Annotated in this window: 18 protein-coding genes; 13 read left to right on the top strand and 5 right to left on the bottom strand. The window is 43.6% G+C overall.

Annotated elements, in window-relative coordinates:
* The 10 genes from QUB13_RS09335 to QUB13_RS09290 form a co-directional block, all read left to right on the top strand.
* Positions 1-440: HNH endonuclease (locus QUB13_RS09335; protein ID WP_333380247.1), on the top strand; the 440-nt coding region annotated here is incomplete at its 5' end.
* A 629-nt stretch (positions 441-1,069) separates the two neighbouring features.
* A complete protein-coding gene (gene ltrA / locus QUB13_RS09330) occupies positions 1,070-2,644 on the top strand; it encodes a group II intron reverse transcriptase/maturase (RefSeq protein WP_333380246.1) in 1,575 nt (524 codons plus the stop codon).
* Between the two features lie 224 nt (positions 2,645-2,868).
* On the top strand, positions 2,869-3,243 hold the full coding sequence (locus QUB13_RS09325) for a transposase (protein WP_333380245.1): 375 nt from the start codon (positions 2,869-2,871) through the stop codon (positions 3,241-3,243).
* Between the two features lie 135 nt (positions 3,244-3,378).
* Entirely contained in the window at positions 3,379-3,669 is a 291-nt protein-coding gene (locus QUB13_RS09320; protein ID WP_333380244.1) for a hypothetical protein, read from the top strand.
* Complete coding sequence (locus QUB13_RS09315; protein WP_333380243.1) at positions 3,666-4,319, top strand: Uma2 family endonuclease; 654 nt, start codon at positions 3,666-3,668, stop codon at positions 4,317-4,319. The genes QUB13_RS09320 and QUB13_RS09315 overlap by 4 nt, the downstream gene beginning before the upstream one ends.
* A gap of 51 nt (positions 4,320-4,370) precedes the next feature.
* Positions 4,371-4,742, top strand: coding sequence for a hypothetical protein (locus QUB13_RS09310; RefSeq protein WP_333380242.1), 372 nt, complete (start codon positions 4,371-4,373; stop codon positions 4,740-4,742).
* A 181-nt stretch (positions 4,743-4,923) separates the two neighbouring features.
* On the top strand, positions 4,924-6,678 hold the full coding sequence (locus tag QUB13_RS09305; protein ID WP_333380241.1) for a hypothetical protein: 1,755 nt from the start codon (positions 4,924-4,926) through the stop codon (positions 6,676-6,678).
* Positions 6,671-7,183 (top strand): hypothetical protein, encoded by a 513-nt coding sequence (locus tag QUB13_RS09300; RefSeq protein ID WP_333380240.1) that lies wholly within the window; start codon positions 6,671-6,673, stop codon positions 7,181-7,183. The genes QUB13_RS09305 and QUB13_RS09300 overlap by 8 nt, the downstream gene beginning before the upstream one ends.
* 43 nt (positions 7,184-7,226) lie before the next feature.
* Positions 7,227-7,973 carry a mobilization protein MobD-like protein gene (locus tag QUB13_RS09295; RefSeq protein ID WP_333380238.1) on the top strand — a complete coding sequence of 249 codons (747 nt, stop codon included), beginning with the start codon at positions 7,227-7,229 and terminating at the stop codon, positions 7,971-7,973.
* Between the two features lie 426 nt (positions 7,974-8,399).
* On the top strand, positions 8,400-9,521 hold the full coding sequence (locus tag QUB13_RS09290) for a DUF6753 family protein (RefSeq protein WP_333380236.1): 1,122 nt from the start codon (positions 8,400-8,402) through the stop codon (positions 9,519-9,521).
* Positions 9,522-9,580: 59 nt separating this feature from the next.
* On the opposite strand, the gene QUB13_RS09285 is transcribed toward QUB13_RS09290, so the two are convergent.
* Positions 9,581-11,014 (bottom strand): RNA-guided endonuclease InsQ/TnpB family protein, encoded by a 1,434-nt coding sequence (locus tag QUB13_RS09285; RefSeq protein WP_333380235.1) that lies wholly within the window; start codon positions 11,012-11,014, stop codon positions 9,581-9,583.
* 279 nt (positions 11,015-11,293) lie between these two features.
* Here QUB13_RS09285 and QUB13_RS09280 point away from each other — a divergent pair, with 279 nt between their 5' ends.
* Positions 11,294-11,719, top strand: coding sequence for a hypothetical protein (locus QUB13_RS09280; protein ID WP_333380233.1), 426 nt, complete (start codon positions 11,294-11,296; stop codon positions 11,717-11,719).
* Here the strand turns inward: QUB13_RS09280 and QUB13_RS09275 are convergent.
* Positions 11,661-12,890 carry a hypothetical protein gene (locus QUB13_RS09275; RefSeq protein ID WP_333380231.1) on the bottom strand — a complete coding sequence of 410 codons (1,230 nt, stop codon included), beginning with the start codon at positions 12,888-12,890 and terminating at the stop codon, positions 11,661-11,663. The genes QUB13_RS09280 and QUB13_RS09275 overlap by 59 nt on opposite strands.
* 178 nt (positions 12,891-13,068) lie before the next feature.
* On the opposite strand from QUB13_RS09275, the gene QUB13_RS09270 reads away from it, so the two are divergent.
* Together QUB13_RS09270 and QUB13_RS09265 are read left to right on the top strand one after the other, a co-directional pair.
* Positions 13,069-13,302, top strand: coding sequence for a hypothetical protein (locus tag QUB13_RS09270; RefSeq protein WP_333281289.1), 234 nt, complete (start codon positions 13,069-13,071; stop codon positions 13,300-13,302).
* A 153-nt stretch (positions 13,303-13,455) separates the two neighbouring features.
* Entirely contained in the window at positions 13,456-14,079 is a 624-nt protein-coding gene (locus tag QUB13_RS09265) for a Uma2 family endonuclease (protein WP_333380229.1), read from the top strand.
* Between the two features lie 247 nt (positions 14,080-14,326).
* Here the strand turns inward: QUB13_RS09265 and QUB13_RS09260 are convergent, their stop codons facing one another.
* The 3 genes from QUB13_RS09260 to QUB13_RS09250 all read right to left on the bottom strand — a co-directional run bounded on the left by QUB13_RS09260 (position 14,327) and on the right by QUB13_RS09250 (position 16,712).
* Positions 14,327-14,851, bottom strand: a complete 525-nt coding sequence (locus QUB13_RS09260; protein ID WP_333380228.1) for a hypothetical protein — start codon at positions 14,849-14,851, stop codon at positions 14,327-14,329.
* Positions 14,852-15,028: 177 nt separating this feature from the next.
* A complete protein-coding gene (locus tag QUB13_RS09255; RefSeq protein WP_333380226.1) occupies positions 15,029-15,388 on the bottom strand; it encodes a hypothetical protein in 360 nt (119 codons plus the stop codon).
* A gap of 592 nt (positions 15,389-15,980) precedes the next feature.
* Entirely contained in the window at positions 15,981-16,712 is a 732-nt protein-coding gene (locus QUB13_RS09250; protein ID WP_333380224.1) for a hypothetical protein, read from the bottom strand.
* Positions 16,713-16,844: the final 132 nt, after the last annotated feature.

Below are 16,844 nucleotides of genomic sequence, written 5' to 3'. Positions count from 1 at the left end.
TAAATCACAGAACATACACGGTATTTAACCAGGAAACCAAAAATACCAGAGAATCAAGCGTTAAGCTTGTTAAGAAGGCATTTCCAACAGTTCCTTACTCTGAAAACAAACACATCAACGTCAAAGGGGATAAATCGCCCTACGACGGAGATTTGACCTACTGGAGCGAACGCAATAGTAAGTTATACGATGATTTGACCTCTAAAGCCCTTAAAAAGCAAAGCCATTCATGCGGTCACTGTGGAATGAAGTTTATGAGCGACGAGCGAGTAAATCTACATCACATCGACGAGAATCATGATAACTGGAAACCTAAAAATCTTCTAGCAATGCACGAATCCTGTCATGACCACTTACACATGAGCAAAAGGGTCAATCCCCAAGAATATCGGGAGCTGGATGCACGGAAACGGGCACGTCCAGTTCGTGCGGTTCGTTGATTGAAACCAAAGTCTCATAAAACTTAGGAGGAAAATCGTCTCTACACCGCCTTGAGTGCAAACTCAGAAATATAGTAGAGATAACTTTAGTTTAGTGTGAGTGAGTCAAACTCAAATTTGACAAGTCTTACCCGCTAGGAATGGCGTGATGCCAAAACTGCCCACATGGATAGAGAACAAACTCTAAAAATGAAGCTGGGGACAGAACGAGAATAACAAACCTGAGATGGTAGCAACTCGTATAGGTAAGTAGTCAAGGTTAAACATTAGTTGAACTCTCGGAAAAAGCGTCTGAACGTGAACGACCGAAATCAAGGTCGAACAACGACACAACATAACACTTCAAGTGTGAAAATACCCGCATTATTTTGAACTGGATAAATGCAATTCTGGGAAATCGTGGGCGAAATGAGAGAACCTAAAACTACAAAACAACTAAACCGAGGAACGAATAAAACGGCTCTTTCAACCTTCAAGTTGAGAAAATTACTTCCTCAAATTGTGGACTCCTTAAATAAGGGTTAGCGGGTAGAGTTGGTAAGATGTACTCAAAAATTTAAGAAATCAGGACTCTTGGACAACTGGGTACGGTTTACATAGAAAATGTTCATTCAGGCGTAGAGAATGTTATGGCAACGGAGTTAAATCCAGTTGATAAATGGAAATCAATTCCTTGGCGCAAGCTGCGGAAAATTGTGTTTCGCCTACAAGTGAGAATATTCAAGGCTCAAAAGAACGGTAACGTGCTCCTAGTGCGTAAGCTTCAGAAACTTTTATTAAGCTCCCGAGCAGCGAAATTGCTTGCTATTCGGCAAGTGACACAGTTAAATACTGGACGGAAAACCGCAGGGGTGGACGGAAAGAAAGCCCTCGAACCTTCACAAAGACTGGCACTATTTGAAGTGTTAGTTAAGAACTGGAAGCAATGGAAACATCAGCCCCTAAAGCGAGTGTATATCCCCAAAGCAGACGGAACTAAAAGAGGACTAGGAATCCCGACCATTAGCGACAGAGCATATCAATGTCTCATCAAATATGCCTTGGAACCCGCAGCAGAAGCTACGTTCAACGCTCATTCTTATGGGTTTAGACCTAGCAGAAGCTGCCATGATATCCAGAGACAATTATTCAATAATCTAAACTCTAGCAGTAATGGGTTAGAAAAAAGAATTTTGGAATTGGATATTGAAAAATGTTTCGACAAGATTGACCACAAATTCTTAATGCAATCAGTCCAACTACCAAAGGCAGCAAAACAAGGGGTATTTCGGGCAATAAAAGCTGGAGTCAGAGGAGAATTTCCTTCATCAGAATCCGGTACGCCCCAAGGGGGAGTTTTCAGCCCATTACTAGCAAATATAGTCCTTCACGGATTAGAAAATGTTGGTCATGAGGTTAGATTAAAAATCAGAAATGGTGGCAGATACATAGACACTATTACTGGATTTCGTTATGCGGATGACGTTGTGTTTATTCTGAAACCAGAAGACGACCCTGAGCCCCTCCGAGGATACATTGATAAATTCTTGGAAACAAGAGGATTAAAAGTTAAAGAAGCCAAAACCAAAGTCGTACATAGTACAGATGGTTTCGACTTCCTTGGGTGGAACTTCTCAGTTAAGCCCAATGGTAAATTCATTTCAACACCCAGTCAAAAAGCTACAATTAGCATTAAGGCAAAAGTTAAAGAAGTGATAAAAGATAGTCGTTTCACTCTAGAGCATCGAATCAACAAGTGTGGTTCGGTGGTAAGAGGGTGGAGAAATTACCATAGATTCTGCGATATGAGTCAACACGACCTGTGGTCACTGCGCTATTGGTTATGGAAATTCATTCGGAAACAAGGAAGATACAACCGTTATCAAACCAATAAGGTTATAAAAAGAGCAATTCCTGCGGTTAGTTGGTCAGCCTGCAAGTTTGTCATTGTCAAGGGAGATATATCACCCTATGATGGCGATTTTGTTTACTGGTCAAAACGAGAGAATGCTCACTACGATGGGATAACGGCACGACTTCTCAAGAAACAGAATCACAAATGTACAGAATGTAATCTATCGTTCATGTCAGGTGATATTGCAGAACTACACCATATCGACGGCAACCATAACAATTGGAAACCTATAAATTTGGAAGTTCTACATCGTGAATGTCACCAGCATCAGACCGTTCATGGTCAGGTGAGAGTCCGAACAGCGGGTTAAACCCGACTTATTAGGTGTCAGACTAGGAGCCGGATGCAGTGAAAGCTGCACGTCCGCGTTCTGAAGGAGAGGTGTCCTGTGGTAACACAGGCATCGACTCTAATTAACTGAGAGGTGCTGGGGATAATACCCCACATCGACTCAAACTGATGCGTCGATGCAAGATTAAAAGTGACGAAAAAACCGGGAGGTTTCTGAAGAACGGGCAATCCAGAAAAAAGGGATTGAATCGCGCCATCTCTGATGCAGGTTGGGGTGATTTAGGATTAAAGATTGAGTATCTAGCTGCAAAGCAAGGAAAAATCGTAATCAAAGTTAATCCTAAGCACTCTAGCCAAGAATGCAGAAGTTGTGGGCACATCGACAAATCCAATAGAGATGGAGAAAAATTCATCTGTGTGGAATGTGGATATCACGAACACGCCGATATTGGTGCTGCAAAAACTATCAGAGACCGAGCTTTGAGAATGGTACGCGGGGACTCCGCGAAACCTGGTGTTGAACACCTAAACGCCCAAAAGATATCAGCACGCTCTACGAGCAAACGTGCTGAGTTTGGGAACCCTAGTAATAGGGATATTAAGAACGAAATTTCTTAAGAATCTCAATCGCTTCAGCGCTGAGAGTGTCAAGAGGAGTTCCTTGAGGCTTTGGCTGAAAATCGAGCTGAGCTAGAAGGGTTGAGGGTACCGGGTGATGATTTGTATTATTCGGAAGGTGAGGGGGAGTAAAACATGACCGAATCATTTAGAGCTATCCGTACCCCAGCTCAGATAGGCTCCCTCACAGTGGATGGCTTCATGTTGCCAGATGGCTCCTATCGGATGTCTCTGACTCAGACAGCGGGAAGTGTGGGAAAACCAGCTCGAAACACTTTCGATTTTTTACGCATTATATTTTTGCACTCGAATCGATCTAAAGCTTTGCTGGGAGAGACATATACGGATTACACCCCGGAGCGGAGGAGTCCGGTTTCGTGGCGATCGCAGTTCAAAACCAACAAGTCAGAGGAAACAGCAACATGAGCCAAACCCAAACAATCCCTCAAACCATCCCCCAAACAATCACGTTTGATGAGTTCGCAGCCTGGTATCCAGAGAACTCAGTCCGCCGCTACGAACTGCACAAAGGAGCAATTGTTGAAATGCCTTTAGGAACTGGCCCCCATTCCCGTGTTACAGGTTTTACCAGGGATGAAATCAGTGCAGAAATCAGGCGACTGAAATTGCCTTACTTTATCCCTGGTGACTGTCTGCTTAAACCCACTCGCGATGAGGCTGGTTATCAGCCCGATGTAATTGTCCTAGATCAAGCATCTCTGGCAAACGAACCGCGCTGGGAAAGGGAGTCCATCATCACGATGGGTTCTTCGGTGCGGCTTGCTGTAGAGGTAGTCAGTACGAATTGGCGGGATGATTATCATTTCAAATTTGCCGACTATGAAGAAATGGGCATCCCCGAATACTGGATTGTGGACTATCTCGGTTTGGGCGGTCGCAAGTTCATCGGCACTCCCAAACAACCCACGCTCACGGTTTGCCAGTTGGTTGACGGCGAGTATCAAATCAGCCTGTTTCGGGGAGATGACCGAGTTGAGTCGCTGGCTTTCCCGGAATTGAACTTGACTGCCGAGTTGATTTTTAGAGCCGGTCTGCCCTTAACCGAGCCGAGCTAGAAGGACTGGGGGGCGATCGGGCAAATAGGTTCCTTCATAGTTGATGGGTTCATGCTGCCAGATGGCGGCTATCGGATGTCTCTGACTCAGACAGCGGGAAGTGTGGGAAAACCAGCTCGAAGCACTTTCGATTTTTTGCGTTCAAAAGCTCTGAAACGGTTGTTCTCTGAGGCTGGAGGCACTTTCGATTTTTTGGCAGAAGACACCGTTGCAGCCATTTCAACAGATGCCTACGCAGTCGAACAGTTTTCGGTAGACTTTGGGGGTCAACTACTCAGCATCAAGCGGGATACCGCCGGAGATGTGGGCGATTATCTGAACTCCACCGCAATGGAGAAAACCTTTGCAGGATTTGGGCTTTGGTTTCACCGCTCGATACATCAGGGGATGCTGACAACCCACATTCCGCACTTCTTAACATAGTCAAAAATATGTTGACGAGAAAACGTCTAAATGCAGTCTGTCCCCGCCATTTAGAGAAAGCAGTCTGTCCCCGCCATTTAGAGGGGGCTATTTTAACTATCTTAAACCACCGAAATTGGTGAGGTCAAACTTAAATTGAAGCTAATACTATCATTTTATAACGTAATAAAAGCCAGCGATTATGAAGAAAAAACCCTCAATACCAGATGCGATTCTGGCTATAGATTTTGGCGGCTTATCTACTAGAGTTTTCTGCCAAAGCTCGCAAGCAGGCAGTAAAGCAAGCTCCTTTGTAATGGAATCGCAGGTGGGGCCAGTAAGCCAAGACATAGCCAATTGTTTCACCAAACCCAACCTTGCATCGGCATCTCCCGAAAATATTGCTTGGGTGGCAATTGGTAATGAATGCCGAGCCGTTGGCTACCTAGCAGCAGCGCAATTCAATGCTCACATCGGTTTAGCGGGACTAAAGTACAGTAGCGCTTTGTACAAAGCTCTAGCAGCTTTGTGGGTAGTGTCGCGGAAGTTAGATTTAGGCAATCAATTTAGCGCTGCGATCGCAGTTTTCTTGCCCCCAGGCGAATTTAATGACTCCAAGCAATTTTTTGAGCTATTAAATCAATACTCTGCTTCATTTGAAACACCCACCGGCAAGCTCTCCGTCACCCTGGACAAAACCCAAGCTTTGCAAGAAGGCGGTGGCATTGCTTTAATCCACAACAGCAATTTAGGTTCAGCCTTCAAGCAGCGGGTAACTGCCTTTGTGATGGTAGGATTTCGCAATGCCTCGGTAATAGTTTCGGCACGCGGTGCTGTCGGTAAGGGCAAAACTTCAGACTTAGGAATGGTAAAGTTGGTGGATCTAGTTCAAGAGCGAACCTCTAACTACGATGCTTCCCGTTTGGCTTTATCAATCGCTCAAGCGGGCGTAAGCTACAACCGACCTTATTTTTACCGAATTGCTCGAAATCGAGAGGACGCAGCAAAAGATCGAGAAGTTGACCAATTGATTGAAGCAGTCAAGCTGTCTCGCTTCGACTACGCTCGAATGTTATCTCATTGGATTAATGAAGTGCTGCCGCCAGATTTAGATGAAATTGTCTTTTGCGGGGGAACTTCTGAATATATGAAGCCCGAACTGCGAAATCAGTTTTCTCATTATTCGCTGTCTTGGCACGCAGGCATAACAGTACCAAAAACACTCGATCCTGATGGTTTAGGTTGCCGTATCGCTGATGTTTACGGACTATTTTCTTACTTCAAATCTCAGTTTGAGGCACTGGGAAAAAGGTCTGTTGCGGCAACTTCTCAGAGGAGAGAAGTTGCAGCTTCCACTTCAGGAGATGCTCCAGTCCCTCCGACTGATATACAGAGTGTTAAAGAATGTGCTGAACAATCTACCAAGCCAAAATCCGAGGAACCTACTAACCCAAAATCTGAACAATCTACCAAGCCAAAATCTGAGAAATTTACTAACCCAAAATCTGAACAATCTACCAAGCCAAAATCTGAGAAATTTACTAACCCAAAATCTGAACAGTCTACCAAGCCAAAATCCAAGGAATTTACTAACCTAAAATCTGAACAATCTACTCACCCAGAATCTGAACAGTCTACTCACCCAAAATCCGATCAACCTACTAAATCAAAAAATGAGCAACTTACCAACGCTAAATTCGAGCCATCAACTAGCCCCAAATTCAAGGAGTCTACTGAACAAAAGAGTGAAAATCTTGATGAAATCACAACGGAAAATCTTGCCCAAGAAAATGCTGACTCAAGTATCAAAGATAGCTGCCTAGATGATTCTAAGGAATTGAGTGATGACTCGAATAAAGAACCTTTATTAGAGGAATCTGAAGCAAACTTAGATGCAGCTCTCTTATTGGGTGGGCCCTACCGAGGTTCTGGAAAGAAGGTGAGGAATTATGCCTAAAAAACGCTACAAGCAATTTTGCTGGCGCTGTCAAGTTTTGCCAGATTCCGAAGACGCTATCTTGCTGTCTTACCTGCAAAATCATCCTTTTTTTAGTTTCAAGGAAACGATTTTACCTCTGATCAAAGCGCGGTGGCTGTTAGCAGCTTTACGCAACAGCGGTAGTCATTCTAGTACAGACTTAGAGTATTTGAGGCGAGAGAGCATTAATTTTTTGCTCAGGCAGATAGATGAGGTTTGCCGAGATGTGGGATTTAACTGTACCGAGTTAGGAGCAATTGCCCCTGGTATTTCTTCGGGTTTAATTCCTTTAGCTACTTTCTCTCACTTGTCGAATCCAGGTACATCTATTGCTACGGAATTAACTATCCCTGAGAGTTCAAATCCAGCAAGTTTGCCCGAAGAAAAAGAACCCGAGGATTTTTCGGGAGAACTAGAGTTTGAAAACAGCGCATTTAACTTAGCTGGTTTCGATCCAGCAATGGTTGGGCCTAGCTTTAGTTAAAAATTATTAAGTCTTGAATAGACATCCAGCAAGGAGGAATGAAATGACTAACATGATTCACTTGGTTGATGGCGAGAAAGGTGGCGTTGGCAAGTCGATGCTAACTCGGATTCTGGTTGAATTCAATCAAAAGTATGAACTGCTGTACACGTTAATTGATGGTGATTTTCAAAATCCTGACGTGCAGCAGCGCTATCCTGAGTACAATGCAAAAATCGTAGCTTTAGTTGAAGATGAAGAGAAGTTTTTCGATATCGATATTATTTTTGAAACAGCAGTAGAAACTCCTGTGATTGTCAATTTACCAGCTCGGGTTTACAGCATTATCAACAAATGGATTGACGAAGCTAATTTAACTTCTCCTGATTTTAAAGAGCAGTCAGGAGTTGATGTATGCAAGTGGTTTATTTGCGGGGGCACTACGGACAGTATTGAAATGTTTATTGACTCTTTCAACTACTTTGAAGGTCAGCTCAATCACATTTTTGTCCGCAATTTTGGAGTGTGCAAAGATTGGTCGCACGTACAAAGCCATAAGGAAATGAACAAGCTCATTAATAATTACCGAATTCCTGTCGTAGATTTGCCGGCTCTTAGTGCAAGAGAGCGCAAGTTTATTGATACGAAGCGGTTGTCATTTTCTCAAGCAATGAAACACTCTGAATTCTTCTTGATTAGTCAGCAGCGATTGCATACTTTTCTGGAAGACTGTTTCCGTCTCATAGAAGATGTAGGTTTGTTTAACAACGTACCCAATCGCAATAAAAAAGAAGTGATAGACACGAACTAAAAAATAATGAGGAAATAAATGCAGACAGAGAATGAGCAACGAAATTAGCAATAGTTTGTAAACTCTCAGTAGGCTGTAATTTCCAGAAAAGGATATCGTACTATAGAACCCATTTAATCTCTTTTTTTGAACAATAAAGCAGACAAATCATCCGTCTGGCATAACTTAATAGCCACAAGACGAGAAATCAGGTGGGGATGGCAACAAAAAAGCTGAAATTTATCTGTAATAAGGCTTGTGGCAACAGCAATAGATGTCAAATGGGTTCTATAGAATACGCGATGCTGAACAGCACAGGACTTACGCATGGCAACATAATTCTGTCTATTGACAAGTGTTACGAAGAATCTCAAACCCATAAAAAGCGTCGAGACTGCGTAAGTCTTACAGCATAAATATTAGGATTCTGATTAGGTAGGAGGTTAAATGTCCGATCGACTTTTAGAAAAACTTTCCGAAGTTGACTCTGAAGAGTTTGGCGAGATATTGGAAACGCCAAGGGAACAGGGCAGACTTAATAATGCCAAAAATAACTCCATACAATCCGCTGACAATTCGCAAAGTTTGCCCGATTCTCCAGATACAGCCCCAGAAGATGCAGTAGAAGAAAAGTTGAAATCAAATGGGAGTAAGCTAAATGAAGAGGAGTTTTGGGAACTCATAGACGATGATTCGAGGGAAAGAGAAGCTCTGAACCGAGATCCTTTATCGGCCCCTCCCATGTACGAGAGAGATACTGAGTCACTAATCAGCGAGGTACTCAAGGGAAAAGACTCCAAATTTCGCTCTCATGTCATTCAGACAGCTTACCGATATGGCCTCAATAAAAATGACCCGCTTTTTATCGTATTGCTGGCGACAGGTCAACTCGAACTGCTGTTAGAAAAAAAACCGCAAGAGATTGACCAGTTTTTCAAGAATTGGCAATCTCAATGGCAAGGTGATTTGAAAGATTCTCAAGCTGTCATCTCTCAAGAATTGGAACAAGTTCGCCAGCTTACTGAAAATTGGGAAAAAGAAAGCAGAGAGTTTTTAGAACGGCAGGGAAAAGCGGCTGTTAAGGTGCAACATCGCCACATTTCTAACTCAGTTTACACCCTAGTGCGACAAGCAGCTTTAGAGAAAGTTGCTCACGATATTTGGTCGGTAATTTTTGGGAGCGGGGTAGTGTTAGGGGCAATGGCGATCGGGGCTTTTATCGGGTTAGCTGTGCCCCGGTTCATTCCAGCGCCTGAACTCGACCCAAAAGGGCCACGCCAGCTCACTTTAGAACAAGCCGTAGCGCTCGAATGGGGGCTGAGCAAAGAGGGTCAGTTTGCTCGCAAGAACGCGGATACAATTCAGTGGGCAACAAGCAATGAAGGGAAATATGCTCGCCAACTTATGAGCTGGAATCAAGCTTTGTTGAGCGAGAAAGGTGACAAAAAATTGTGTGAAACTGAGATAAATCGATTGGGGGTGACGCTGACAGTAGAGGGTAAACCTGCACAAAAAGGATTTTGTACTTTGTGGATTCGCTCCCCTCAAGAACGAAAGTTTGTTCCTTGAGGGCAAATACTAAAGTCGCGAATGGGATGTAAATAAGTTAGCGTGAACTAACCTGACGGTCAACTGGGTACAGTTAGACCGCAGGCTTCTTTTTCCTTTTTTTCAAAGGCTTTTTTGAGTGACGGAGTTCCCCCGCCACTTTCGTAACTAAGACCAATCTTTCTAATAAGTTTGGCTGAGTTTTCATCTCGATCCAAAGACTCTCCACACTGACAAGAATGCCACCGTTCCGACAATTCTTTCGGAACTTTGTTGAGGCAGTTCCAGCAATGCTGGGAAGTTCCTATTGGAGAGACAAACAAAATGCTTTTACCCAATTTCCAGGCGACATATTTTAGGACGCTGGCGAATTGCCCATGAGCAGCATCAAGCATGGATTTATTCAAGCCACTTTTAGCTGACTGACCGTTCGGCAAATAAACCAAATTACCATTCTCAATATCAGTTTTAGGCTTGGCACGTCTAGTCAGATTTTTAACACTCAAATCTTCAACAACTAAAACATTACACTTGTCGAATAACTCATGTGCCGTTTTAAATTGAAAATTTAATCGGGATCTAGCCACGAACTGATGGAGTTTAGAAACCTTGTCCTTGATAATCTTCCAAGGCTTAGAACCCTTTATTCTACCAGCTAATTTCGCTTGAAGCCTTGCTAATTTTTCAGCCGACTTCCTCAAGAATCTAGGGTTTTCCACTCTTTCACCATTAGAAAGATAGACGTAATTAGTGATTCCCAAATCTATACCAACAGTATTTTCGACCGTCGGTTGAATTTCTGCAACCGTTACGGGAACCGTCTTATCTTCTAGCGTCAAGGAAATGTACCACCCATCCGCTTCTCTGATAACACTGCCCGTCTTAACTTTGAACCCTGTTGGTATTGAGCGATGGAACACCATCGGCACTTGACCTATCTTTGCTAGGTCAATACAAATTCTGTTTTGTTCATCCTTAACAATGTGTAAATTATCTAGTTGAGGGTATGTGAAAGACTTGTAGTAGTGAAGACCCTTGAACTTGGGCTTACCTCTACGATTGCCATTCTTGTCGGGCGTAGTAAAGTTTGAAAAAGAAGTTTCAACTCTGTTGACGACATCTTGCAAAACCTGAGAATCCAACACTTTGTAATCAGGAAACAGTTTTTTTGTGTTTTTTAGGTCAGCCAGTTGTATCGTCTGCCACTGTACAAATCCGCCTTCAATGTTCGAGAAAACATCACCTTTCCTAGTCAAAGGATTGCCTGATTTATCCTTTTTCCTGCCGTCTCTAGTTTGGACTCTCGTCAAAGGAATATTTTTATAAATCTCCTCAATTGGGACTATCGAAACAATCAAGGGGCAGGCATTGATGGGCGTTCTCGTGGCTTCCCACCATCTAAATCTTTCACCGAGTCGGTAGTTGTACTGTCGGCGACAAAGTTCTAAGTGAGTCACTATCGTCGTTAGTTGGGCTTTTGTGGGTTTGAGGCGGTATTTGTAAGTTAGTTGCATTTCTAAACTTCCTATTTTCGACCTTTGCATAGTATAATTTATGTACGTTTAAAATGCAACATCAAATTACTATTTTAGCACTGGAAAGAACATCGAAAATTAAGATACTCCCGAAGATTGATTCATAGTAGGCAAGTCTAATTGTCGGCTTCCGTTCCTCCATCCGACGAGCCTTTCATCACGCTCGGTAATTCCCAACGGGGTACTTCGCAGCGCTCAGATATGTCCCCTGTGAATATACCGAGGGACTTCCCGGCTGGTAGTTAACAGGAGAAATCTATGATTGCCAATTTGAACAATCAGCCGTTACCTGACCAAAATCAGAAGCAAGTGCAGTCGCAAATATCGGGTGTTTTAGTTGCACTAAACGACCCATTCGATGAGATGGTTTGGGATTACTGTTTGATGAGTCAAACATACCCAATATCGGAACAGATTAAGATTGTACTGAGTGCTTTCTGGGGACCGTTTGCTGCCAAAAATGCTAGCAAGTCTCCTGAGCGAGTGCGAGCAATAGCTTGTTATTCACTGCAACAATTAGCAGCTCAACAAAAATTGATTGAATCTGTGTTTGAATTGTCAACTGAATCAACTAAAATTTCCGAAGTTCTTGCTGTTGGCAAAAGCAACAATAGTTGTGAGGCACTCAATCAAGCTTGTCTCTGTTCTCAATCTGTTTTAAATACTGCAATTCGGTGGGAGTAAGAACCGTTGCTCTTTCTAACAAGTTCAGAATTTCGACTTCAAACGGATCTAGATTTCCTAATTGGTGAAGTCGGCCAGTGCGATCGCAAATTTCTTGAAGTCCCGGTTGATTTTCGAGCGGCCGGGCGGTGAGAGCTGAGTGTTTGAAGGTATGCAAGTGCATGGTAACGGTAGGGATGTGTCGCATCCACACGGTAGCTGTTTTCTCGCCCACTGACTGAATGCGCCCCAATCGGCCGTTAACGTCTTGGCGATCGGGCGCGTACACTTCCACCAAGGAACCAATTTTAAGCGTCAGGTGGTGGGCGATCTTAGGTTCGCCTTCAGGTTTTACTTTTTTGTCGCGCCCCTGTAAAGTTTTGGCAACCTGAGCCGGATTGCTGCGAGTGTCGTTTGCCAAAGCGATGACCTGCTTCTTGGTCAGCCCAGCAGAGCGATTCAGTATTTTCCACTTCACTTCGTCTCCTCCAATAAAACTGAGAGCATCCACAGCTCGAGTAAATTGGGCATCCCGGTAAATCGTTCTGGGGGAAGCTTTGAACCGTTCTCCTAACTCTCGTGCTGTTTTGTCTGTCAAGCTGCCATTTTGACAGCTTGCTCTATCTGGCGATATTTTGTCTGTCAAGTGGTTATTTTGACAGCTTGCCTCATCTGGCATTGTTTTGTCTGTCAAGCTGCCATTTTGACAGCTTGCTCTATCTGGCGATATTTTGTCTGTCAAACTGTCATTTTGACAGTTTGCCGAACGCTTGCCCCCGTGAGATTCCTTGGTCAGCTCGTACCAGGTGCCGCGCAGGTAGCTAACGGATTCTGGCGTCAAGCTGCGCCGTCCCAGTTGGTTGGCGATCGTCCAGACCTTGACTGCATTCCGACTGTCAAAAGACATCTCTACAATTTTGTATGGTATGCCGTGCGCGGTACAGATGGCGAACCTGTTGTGCCCGTCGATGAGAAGCTTTTCCTCGGCCCAGACTACTAACGGATCGCGGCATCCTTCCTCCAGAATGCTCGCTTGCAGGGCGGCTTTTTCGTCTTTACTCAGGGGAGGATTGAGAGATTGAAATTCGGGGTCGATTCGCAGTTGTTTCGCAGCACAGGAGGTACACCCTCCAATACCCCCCGGCAAAACAATTAACGCTTGCGGCTCCCGATCGTCTGCTTCTGATTGCATTTGACGCATTCCTGGCGAGTTTGTTGAATGCAAGGCTCGCCCGCGCTGACTCCTGTGCTCCGCAAGCGGCGAAGCGCGGGCAGAAATTTCCTTGAACTATTCAACACTAACATAGTTATCGTCGAGAATCCTCCAGAAAATGCGAAGATAGTTAAAAAAAGGAAATGCTATCGACGCTATGCCACCTAGGAAAGGAATCCATCCCCATCCCAACTCATTAGCCAACCTCAACCGCTCTGGGGGACAACCTCGCTATGAAGAACCCAAGAAGCAAAGAAATATCCAGGTTACGTCGGTAGGATGGGAAGGAATTCGCGCGATCGCCATTGAACGCGGATTGAGTCTCAACGAATTGATAGAACAGATTGGCAGGGGTCTGATTCCCCTTGACACTGGTGAAAAAAGTAACTAATCGCCAGATATGGAAAGGGAGGTTAGATAAAAAAACTTTCTATCAACTCGTTACTAAAAGTTTTATTAATAGTAATAACGGGGTTTTTATCGGTAACAATGTTAAAATTTGCGGAATCTTTCCGTGTAAATTTATCAGGAATAAATAAATATAATGGTTCAATCACCTCCAAAACTTATAACTGTTGATGAATTTATTACCAACTACGGCGACAGCGATTGTTACGAACTAATTGATGGTGAATTAACCCAAATGGAACCAACAGGGCCCCACGAACAAGTCTCCGGGTTTTTGGGACGAAAACTAAATGTAGAAATTGACCCCCTGGATTTACCCTACCTTATCCCTCCTCGCTGTCTCATCAAACTATTAGGAACAGCAACAGCCTTTCGCCCCGATGTGCTTGTATTAGACCAAACTCGACTAATTAATGAACCTTTGTGGCAACAAGAACCTGTAATTACATCAGGTTCCTCAATTAAACTGATTGCTGAAGTCGTTAGCACCAACTGGCAGAACGATTACGCTCGCAAAGTTGAAGATTATGCCCTGCTTGGAGTGCCTGAGTATTGGATTGTTGACTATTTGGGCATTGGTGGCAGAGAATATATTGGCAAACCCAAACAGCCGACAGTTACAATTTGTACGCTGCGAGAAGACGAGTATCAAAAACAGTTGTTTCAACAAAATGACGATCGGCTTATTTCATCAATCTTTCCCGACTTGCAATTAACCGCACAAAAAATCTTCGCTGCCGGCAGATATTCTGCTATGTAGCTTATATCCAGGTAACGTCGGTAGGATGGAGGAAATTCGTGCGGTGTGATCGCCATTGAACGAGGATTGAGCCTCAACGAATTGATCGAACAGATTGGCAGGGGTCTGATTCCCCTTGGCGGTGAAAAAAGTAACTAATCGCCCGATCTGGAAAGGGAGAGTTAGATCGAGAAAACTTTCTATCAACTCGTTACCAGAAGTTTTTTTGAAAAAGAACACTAATTTAGTCGTTGATTCTCCGAGCATTCTAACTAGCTCTCAAAATTTGCTTAATTAGGGAGACAACTTGCTGCGGTCGATGCTCAAAGTGCTTCTTGATTTGAAATTTTAACGAATCAGCAGGTACATCTTTTTTGTTAATTTTAAGGCGAATATGCTCACTTCGTGGGACAGTGGAATTGAGCGCTCGAATAACAGTGCGGCATTGTCGGAGAGTGAGGCTATCGACTTGAATGAAAGACCGATTCAATGTGCCGGTATCGAGTTGAATATTAGAAGCAAATTCGGCTTGAACTTGTAGCGAAGATGTGAGGCGCTGTTCTTCTGTGGGTTCTGGAGTTGCTGCACATTCTTCTGCAACAGCAGGAAAGGAAGCAATTTCATGGAGAAGAGGCACAAAATCTGGGGCAAGTTCTGCTGAGAGTTTTTCAGAAGGATTCATCCGCTTCGATGCTAACAGCGTAGCGATATAGTGAACAATTAAACCACCGTAACCAAAAATTACCACAGTTTCAATTGCGAGGGTGAGAAAATGCTGAATAGGTTGATACATGATTATAAATTGCAAGTGGAACATCTCTCAAACGCGCTCGCGTTTAATATCAAAACCTTACTAAAGTCTTCTGATAATGCGATCGCAAATATCGCAAAGGTAACTGGTGCGGTGGGTGGGCAAATAAAATCCTGCTTGGAGCAGGATTTTATCCCCTTTATCGGGGGTCGTCATTGATTACTTGACAAAATCATCAATCTCTTCATTATCGTCAGTTGCCTTTTTCTTATGAGAAGCTTTGACTGCCGATTCGATATAACGGAAGTGCAAGTCAATCACTGCTTGCTCAGATGAAAGCCAGTAAACGTTGCTCAAGATTTCTTCAAGCATCTCGTCAGCCGAGTAGCTTTCATATTGCTTGTTAAACCAAGTATTGAACGCTTCCCAGTCAAGAGCTTTACCTTTCTGCAACTGTCGTTGTTTGGCACGTCCCGTTAACTCGCGGGCAACGTGCAAAAACATCTCGAAGCGCTGTTCTTCAAGAGTTTCTGCAAATTGCTTCTGCATCGGAGTTGGAGCGGATTTGCGATTAGCCATGATTAACCCTCAAGCGTGTTTTTTCTTCACAACTAAAGCGACGACAGTCTGCTAATTACAATTAATTCAAAAAAATTAGTGGGTGGGTGGGTGGGTAAAATCCAATTCACAACCAAGGTCAAAATTTCCTTGATTGTGAATTTGTTGGGTCTGCTTCTCAGAGCGTCCTGATTCGGACGGTGACGACAATCATTACCCTGAAATGAAGGGGAAGGGGAAGGGGAAGGATAATTTTGGCTCTTCATTACTTAGTATGCTGATTTGCGCTCATATCGTTAGCTGGCAAGGGATTGAGCCTAAAATCTATTATTGTTAGATTTTTTAGCCATTTTTGGCTTTCCGGGCAATGGTTTGACGGTAAATAAGCCGAGATTAGCATACCAGGTAATGAAGACCCATAATTTTTTTAGTAATGACGCGATTTTACTAAAGTTTTTCTACCCTTGTCCCAAGTTTTTCTACCCTTTCCGTTCCTTCCCCTTCCCCCTCCCCCTCCCCTTGTTAAATGAATCGCAATTCGTGGAAAAAGCCTCGATAGAGGCAAAAAAATGCTCTGCTTTTTCAGCAGAGCTTTCTAATCAAACTTTAGCGATTATTCGTCGTCTTCCTCAAATTCCTCGTCTTCGTCTAGACTAAAATCATCCTCATCATCGTCATCATCGTCGTCATCCTCATCGTCATCGCCTTCGGAGTCTTCGTCCTCCTCATCAATTTCATCGAGTATGTCATCAATTTCATCATCATCATCAAGTTCGTCATCCTCATCGAGTTCTTCAGTATCTTCTTCAGAGGATTTAGCTAACTCATTGCGACGCTTTAAGCTTTGAGCATTGAACTCCATTAAATCGGCAATGGCAGCTTGCGGGTTGTCAGCAATTGTATCGTAAAGTTGGCTCATTGCTAAGGCAACAACTTCGACATCATACTTGAGTTCATCGGGCCGGCCAACTAGCTTGGGAAACACAGTATTGTTCCAATCTTGCCAGTCGAACTTTTTACCATTGCCATTGCCGTTGCGCTTGTTCAACTGAGCTTGAATATCCAATCCCAGTTTTTCGCGAATTGCGTGGCCAACCTTTGTCGAAATACGGCTATCGCGACGCTGAATTGTCACACCGTACTTCTTATGAATTGTATTGCGAATTTGTTTGACTAGCTCGACAGCAAGTTGCTCGGAGCTAAGGTTAGGTTGAGGTTTTGATTTGGCTCCATTGTTACTGCCGACTGTTTTACTGTTCTGCTTTTCGGGCGATTTAGATTTAGCAGGCACTGGTGACTGAGAGCGATTTGGAGTGGCTGCGGTTTGTTTTTTAGTTGTAGCCATGATTGACAATTTAACTTGCATAACATCAATTAATGAGTGCCGTTAGGCACAATTACCCCCTCCAGTTGAGGGGGCGTATTTCGCTCATTAGCAGGAAGTTAAATTTTAATTACGTTAGTTAAATTATTATGT

Source organism: Microcoleus sp. B4-D4 (assembly GCF_036705185.1).
Taxonomy (GTDB): domain Bacteria; phylum Cyanobacteriota; class Cyanobacteriia; order Cyanobacteriales; family Microcoleaceae; genus Microcoleus.
This window is presented reverse-complemented; position numbering and strand designations above follow the sequence as displayed.

Bases quoted from the DNA above. Each gene is read 5' to 3' on its own strand.
- ltrA (WP_333380246.1), top strand. From the start codon at position 1,070: ATGGCAACGGAGTTAAATCCAGTTGATAAATGGAAATCAATTCCTTGG.
- QUB13_RS09320 (WP_333380244.1), top strand. From the start codon at position 3,379: ATGACCGAATCATTTAGAGCTATCCGTACCCCAGCTCAGATAGGCTCC.
- QUB13_RS09315 (WP_333380243.1), top strand. From the start codon at position 3,666: ATGAGCCAAACCCAAACAATCCCTCAAACCATCCCCCAAACAATCACG.
- QUB13_RS09310 (WP_333380242.1), top strand. From the start codon at position 4,371: ATGCTGCCAGATGGCGGCTATCGGATGTCTCTGACTCAGACAGCGGGA.
- QUB13_RS09305 (WP_333380241.1), top strand. From the start codon at position 4,924: ATGAAGAAAAAACCCTCAATACCAGATGCGATTCTGGCTATAGATTTT.
- QUB13_RS09300 (WP_333380240.1), top strand. From the start codon at position 6,671: ATGCCTAAAAAACGCTACAAGCAATTTTGCTGGCGCTGTCAAGTTTTG.
- QUB13_RS09295 (WP_333380238.1), top strand. From the start codon at position 7,227: ATGACTAACATGATTCACTTGGTTGATGGCGAGAAAGGTGGCGTTGGC.
- QUB13_RS09290 (WP_333380236.1), top strand. From the start codon at position 8,400: ATGTCCGATCGACTTTTAGAAAAACTTTCCGAAGTTGACTCTGAAGAG.
- QUB13_RS09285 (WP_333380235.1), bottom strand. From the start codon at position 11,014: ATGCAACTAACTTACAAATACCGCCTCAAACCCACAAAAGCCCAACTA.
- QUB13_RS09280 (WP_333380233.1), top strand. From the start codon at position 11,294: ATGATTGCCAATTTGAACAATCAGCCGTTACCTGACCAAAATCAGAAG.
- QUB13_RS09275 (WP_333380231.1), bottom strand. From the start codon at position 12,890: ATGCAATCAGAAGCAGACGATCGGGAGCCGCAAGCGTTAATTGTTTTG.
- QUB13_RS09270 (WP_333281289.1), top strand. From the start codon at position 13,069: ATGCCACCTAGGAAAGGAATCCATCCCCATCCCAACTCATTAGCCAAC.
- QUB13_RS09265 (WP_333380229.1), top strand. From the start codon at position 13,456: ATGGTTCAATCACCTCCAAAACTTATAACTGTTGATGAATTTATTACC.
- QUB13_RS09260 (WP_333380228.1), bottom strand. From the start codon at position 14,851: ATGTATCAACCTATTCAGCATTTTCTCACCCTCGCAATTGAAACTGTG.
- QUB13_RS09255 (WP_333380226.1), bottom strand. From the start codon at position 15,388: ATGGCTAATCGCAAATCCGCTCCAACTCCGATGCAGAAGCAATTTGCA.
- QUB13_RS09250 (WP_333380224.1), bottom strand. From the start codon at position 16,712: ATGGCTACAACTAAAAAACAAACCGCAGCCACTCCAAATCGCTCTCAG.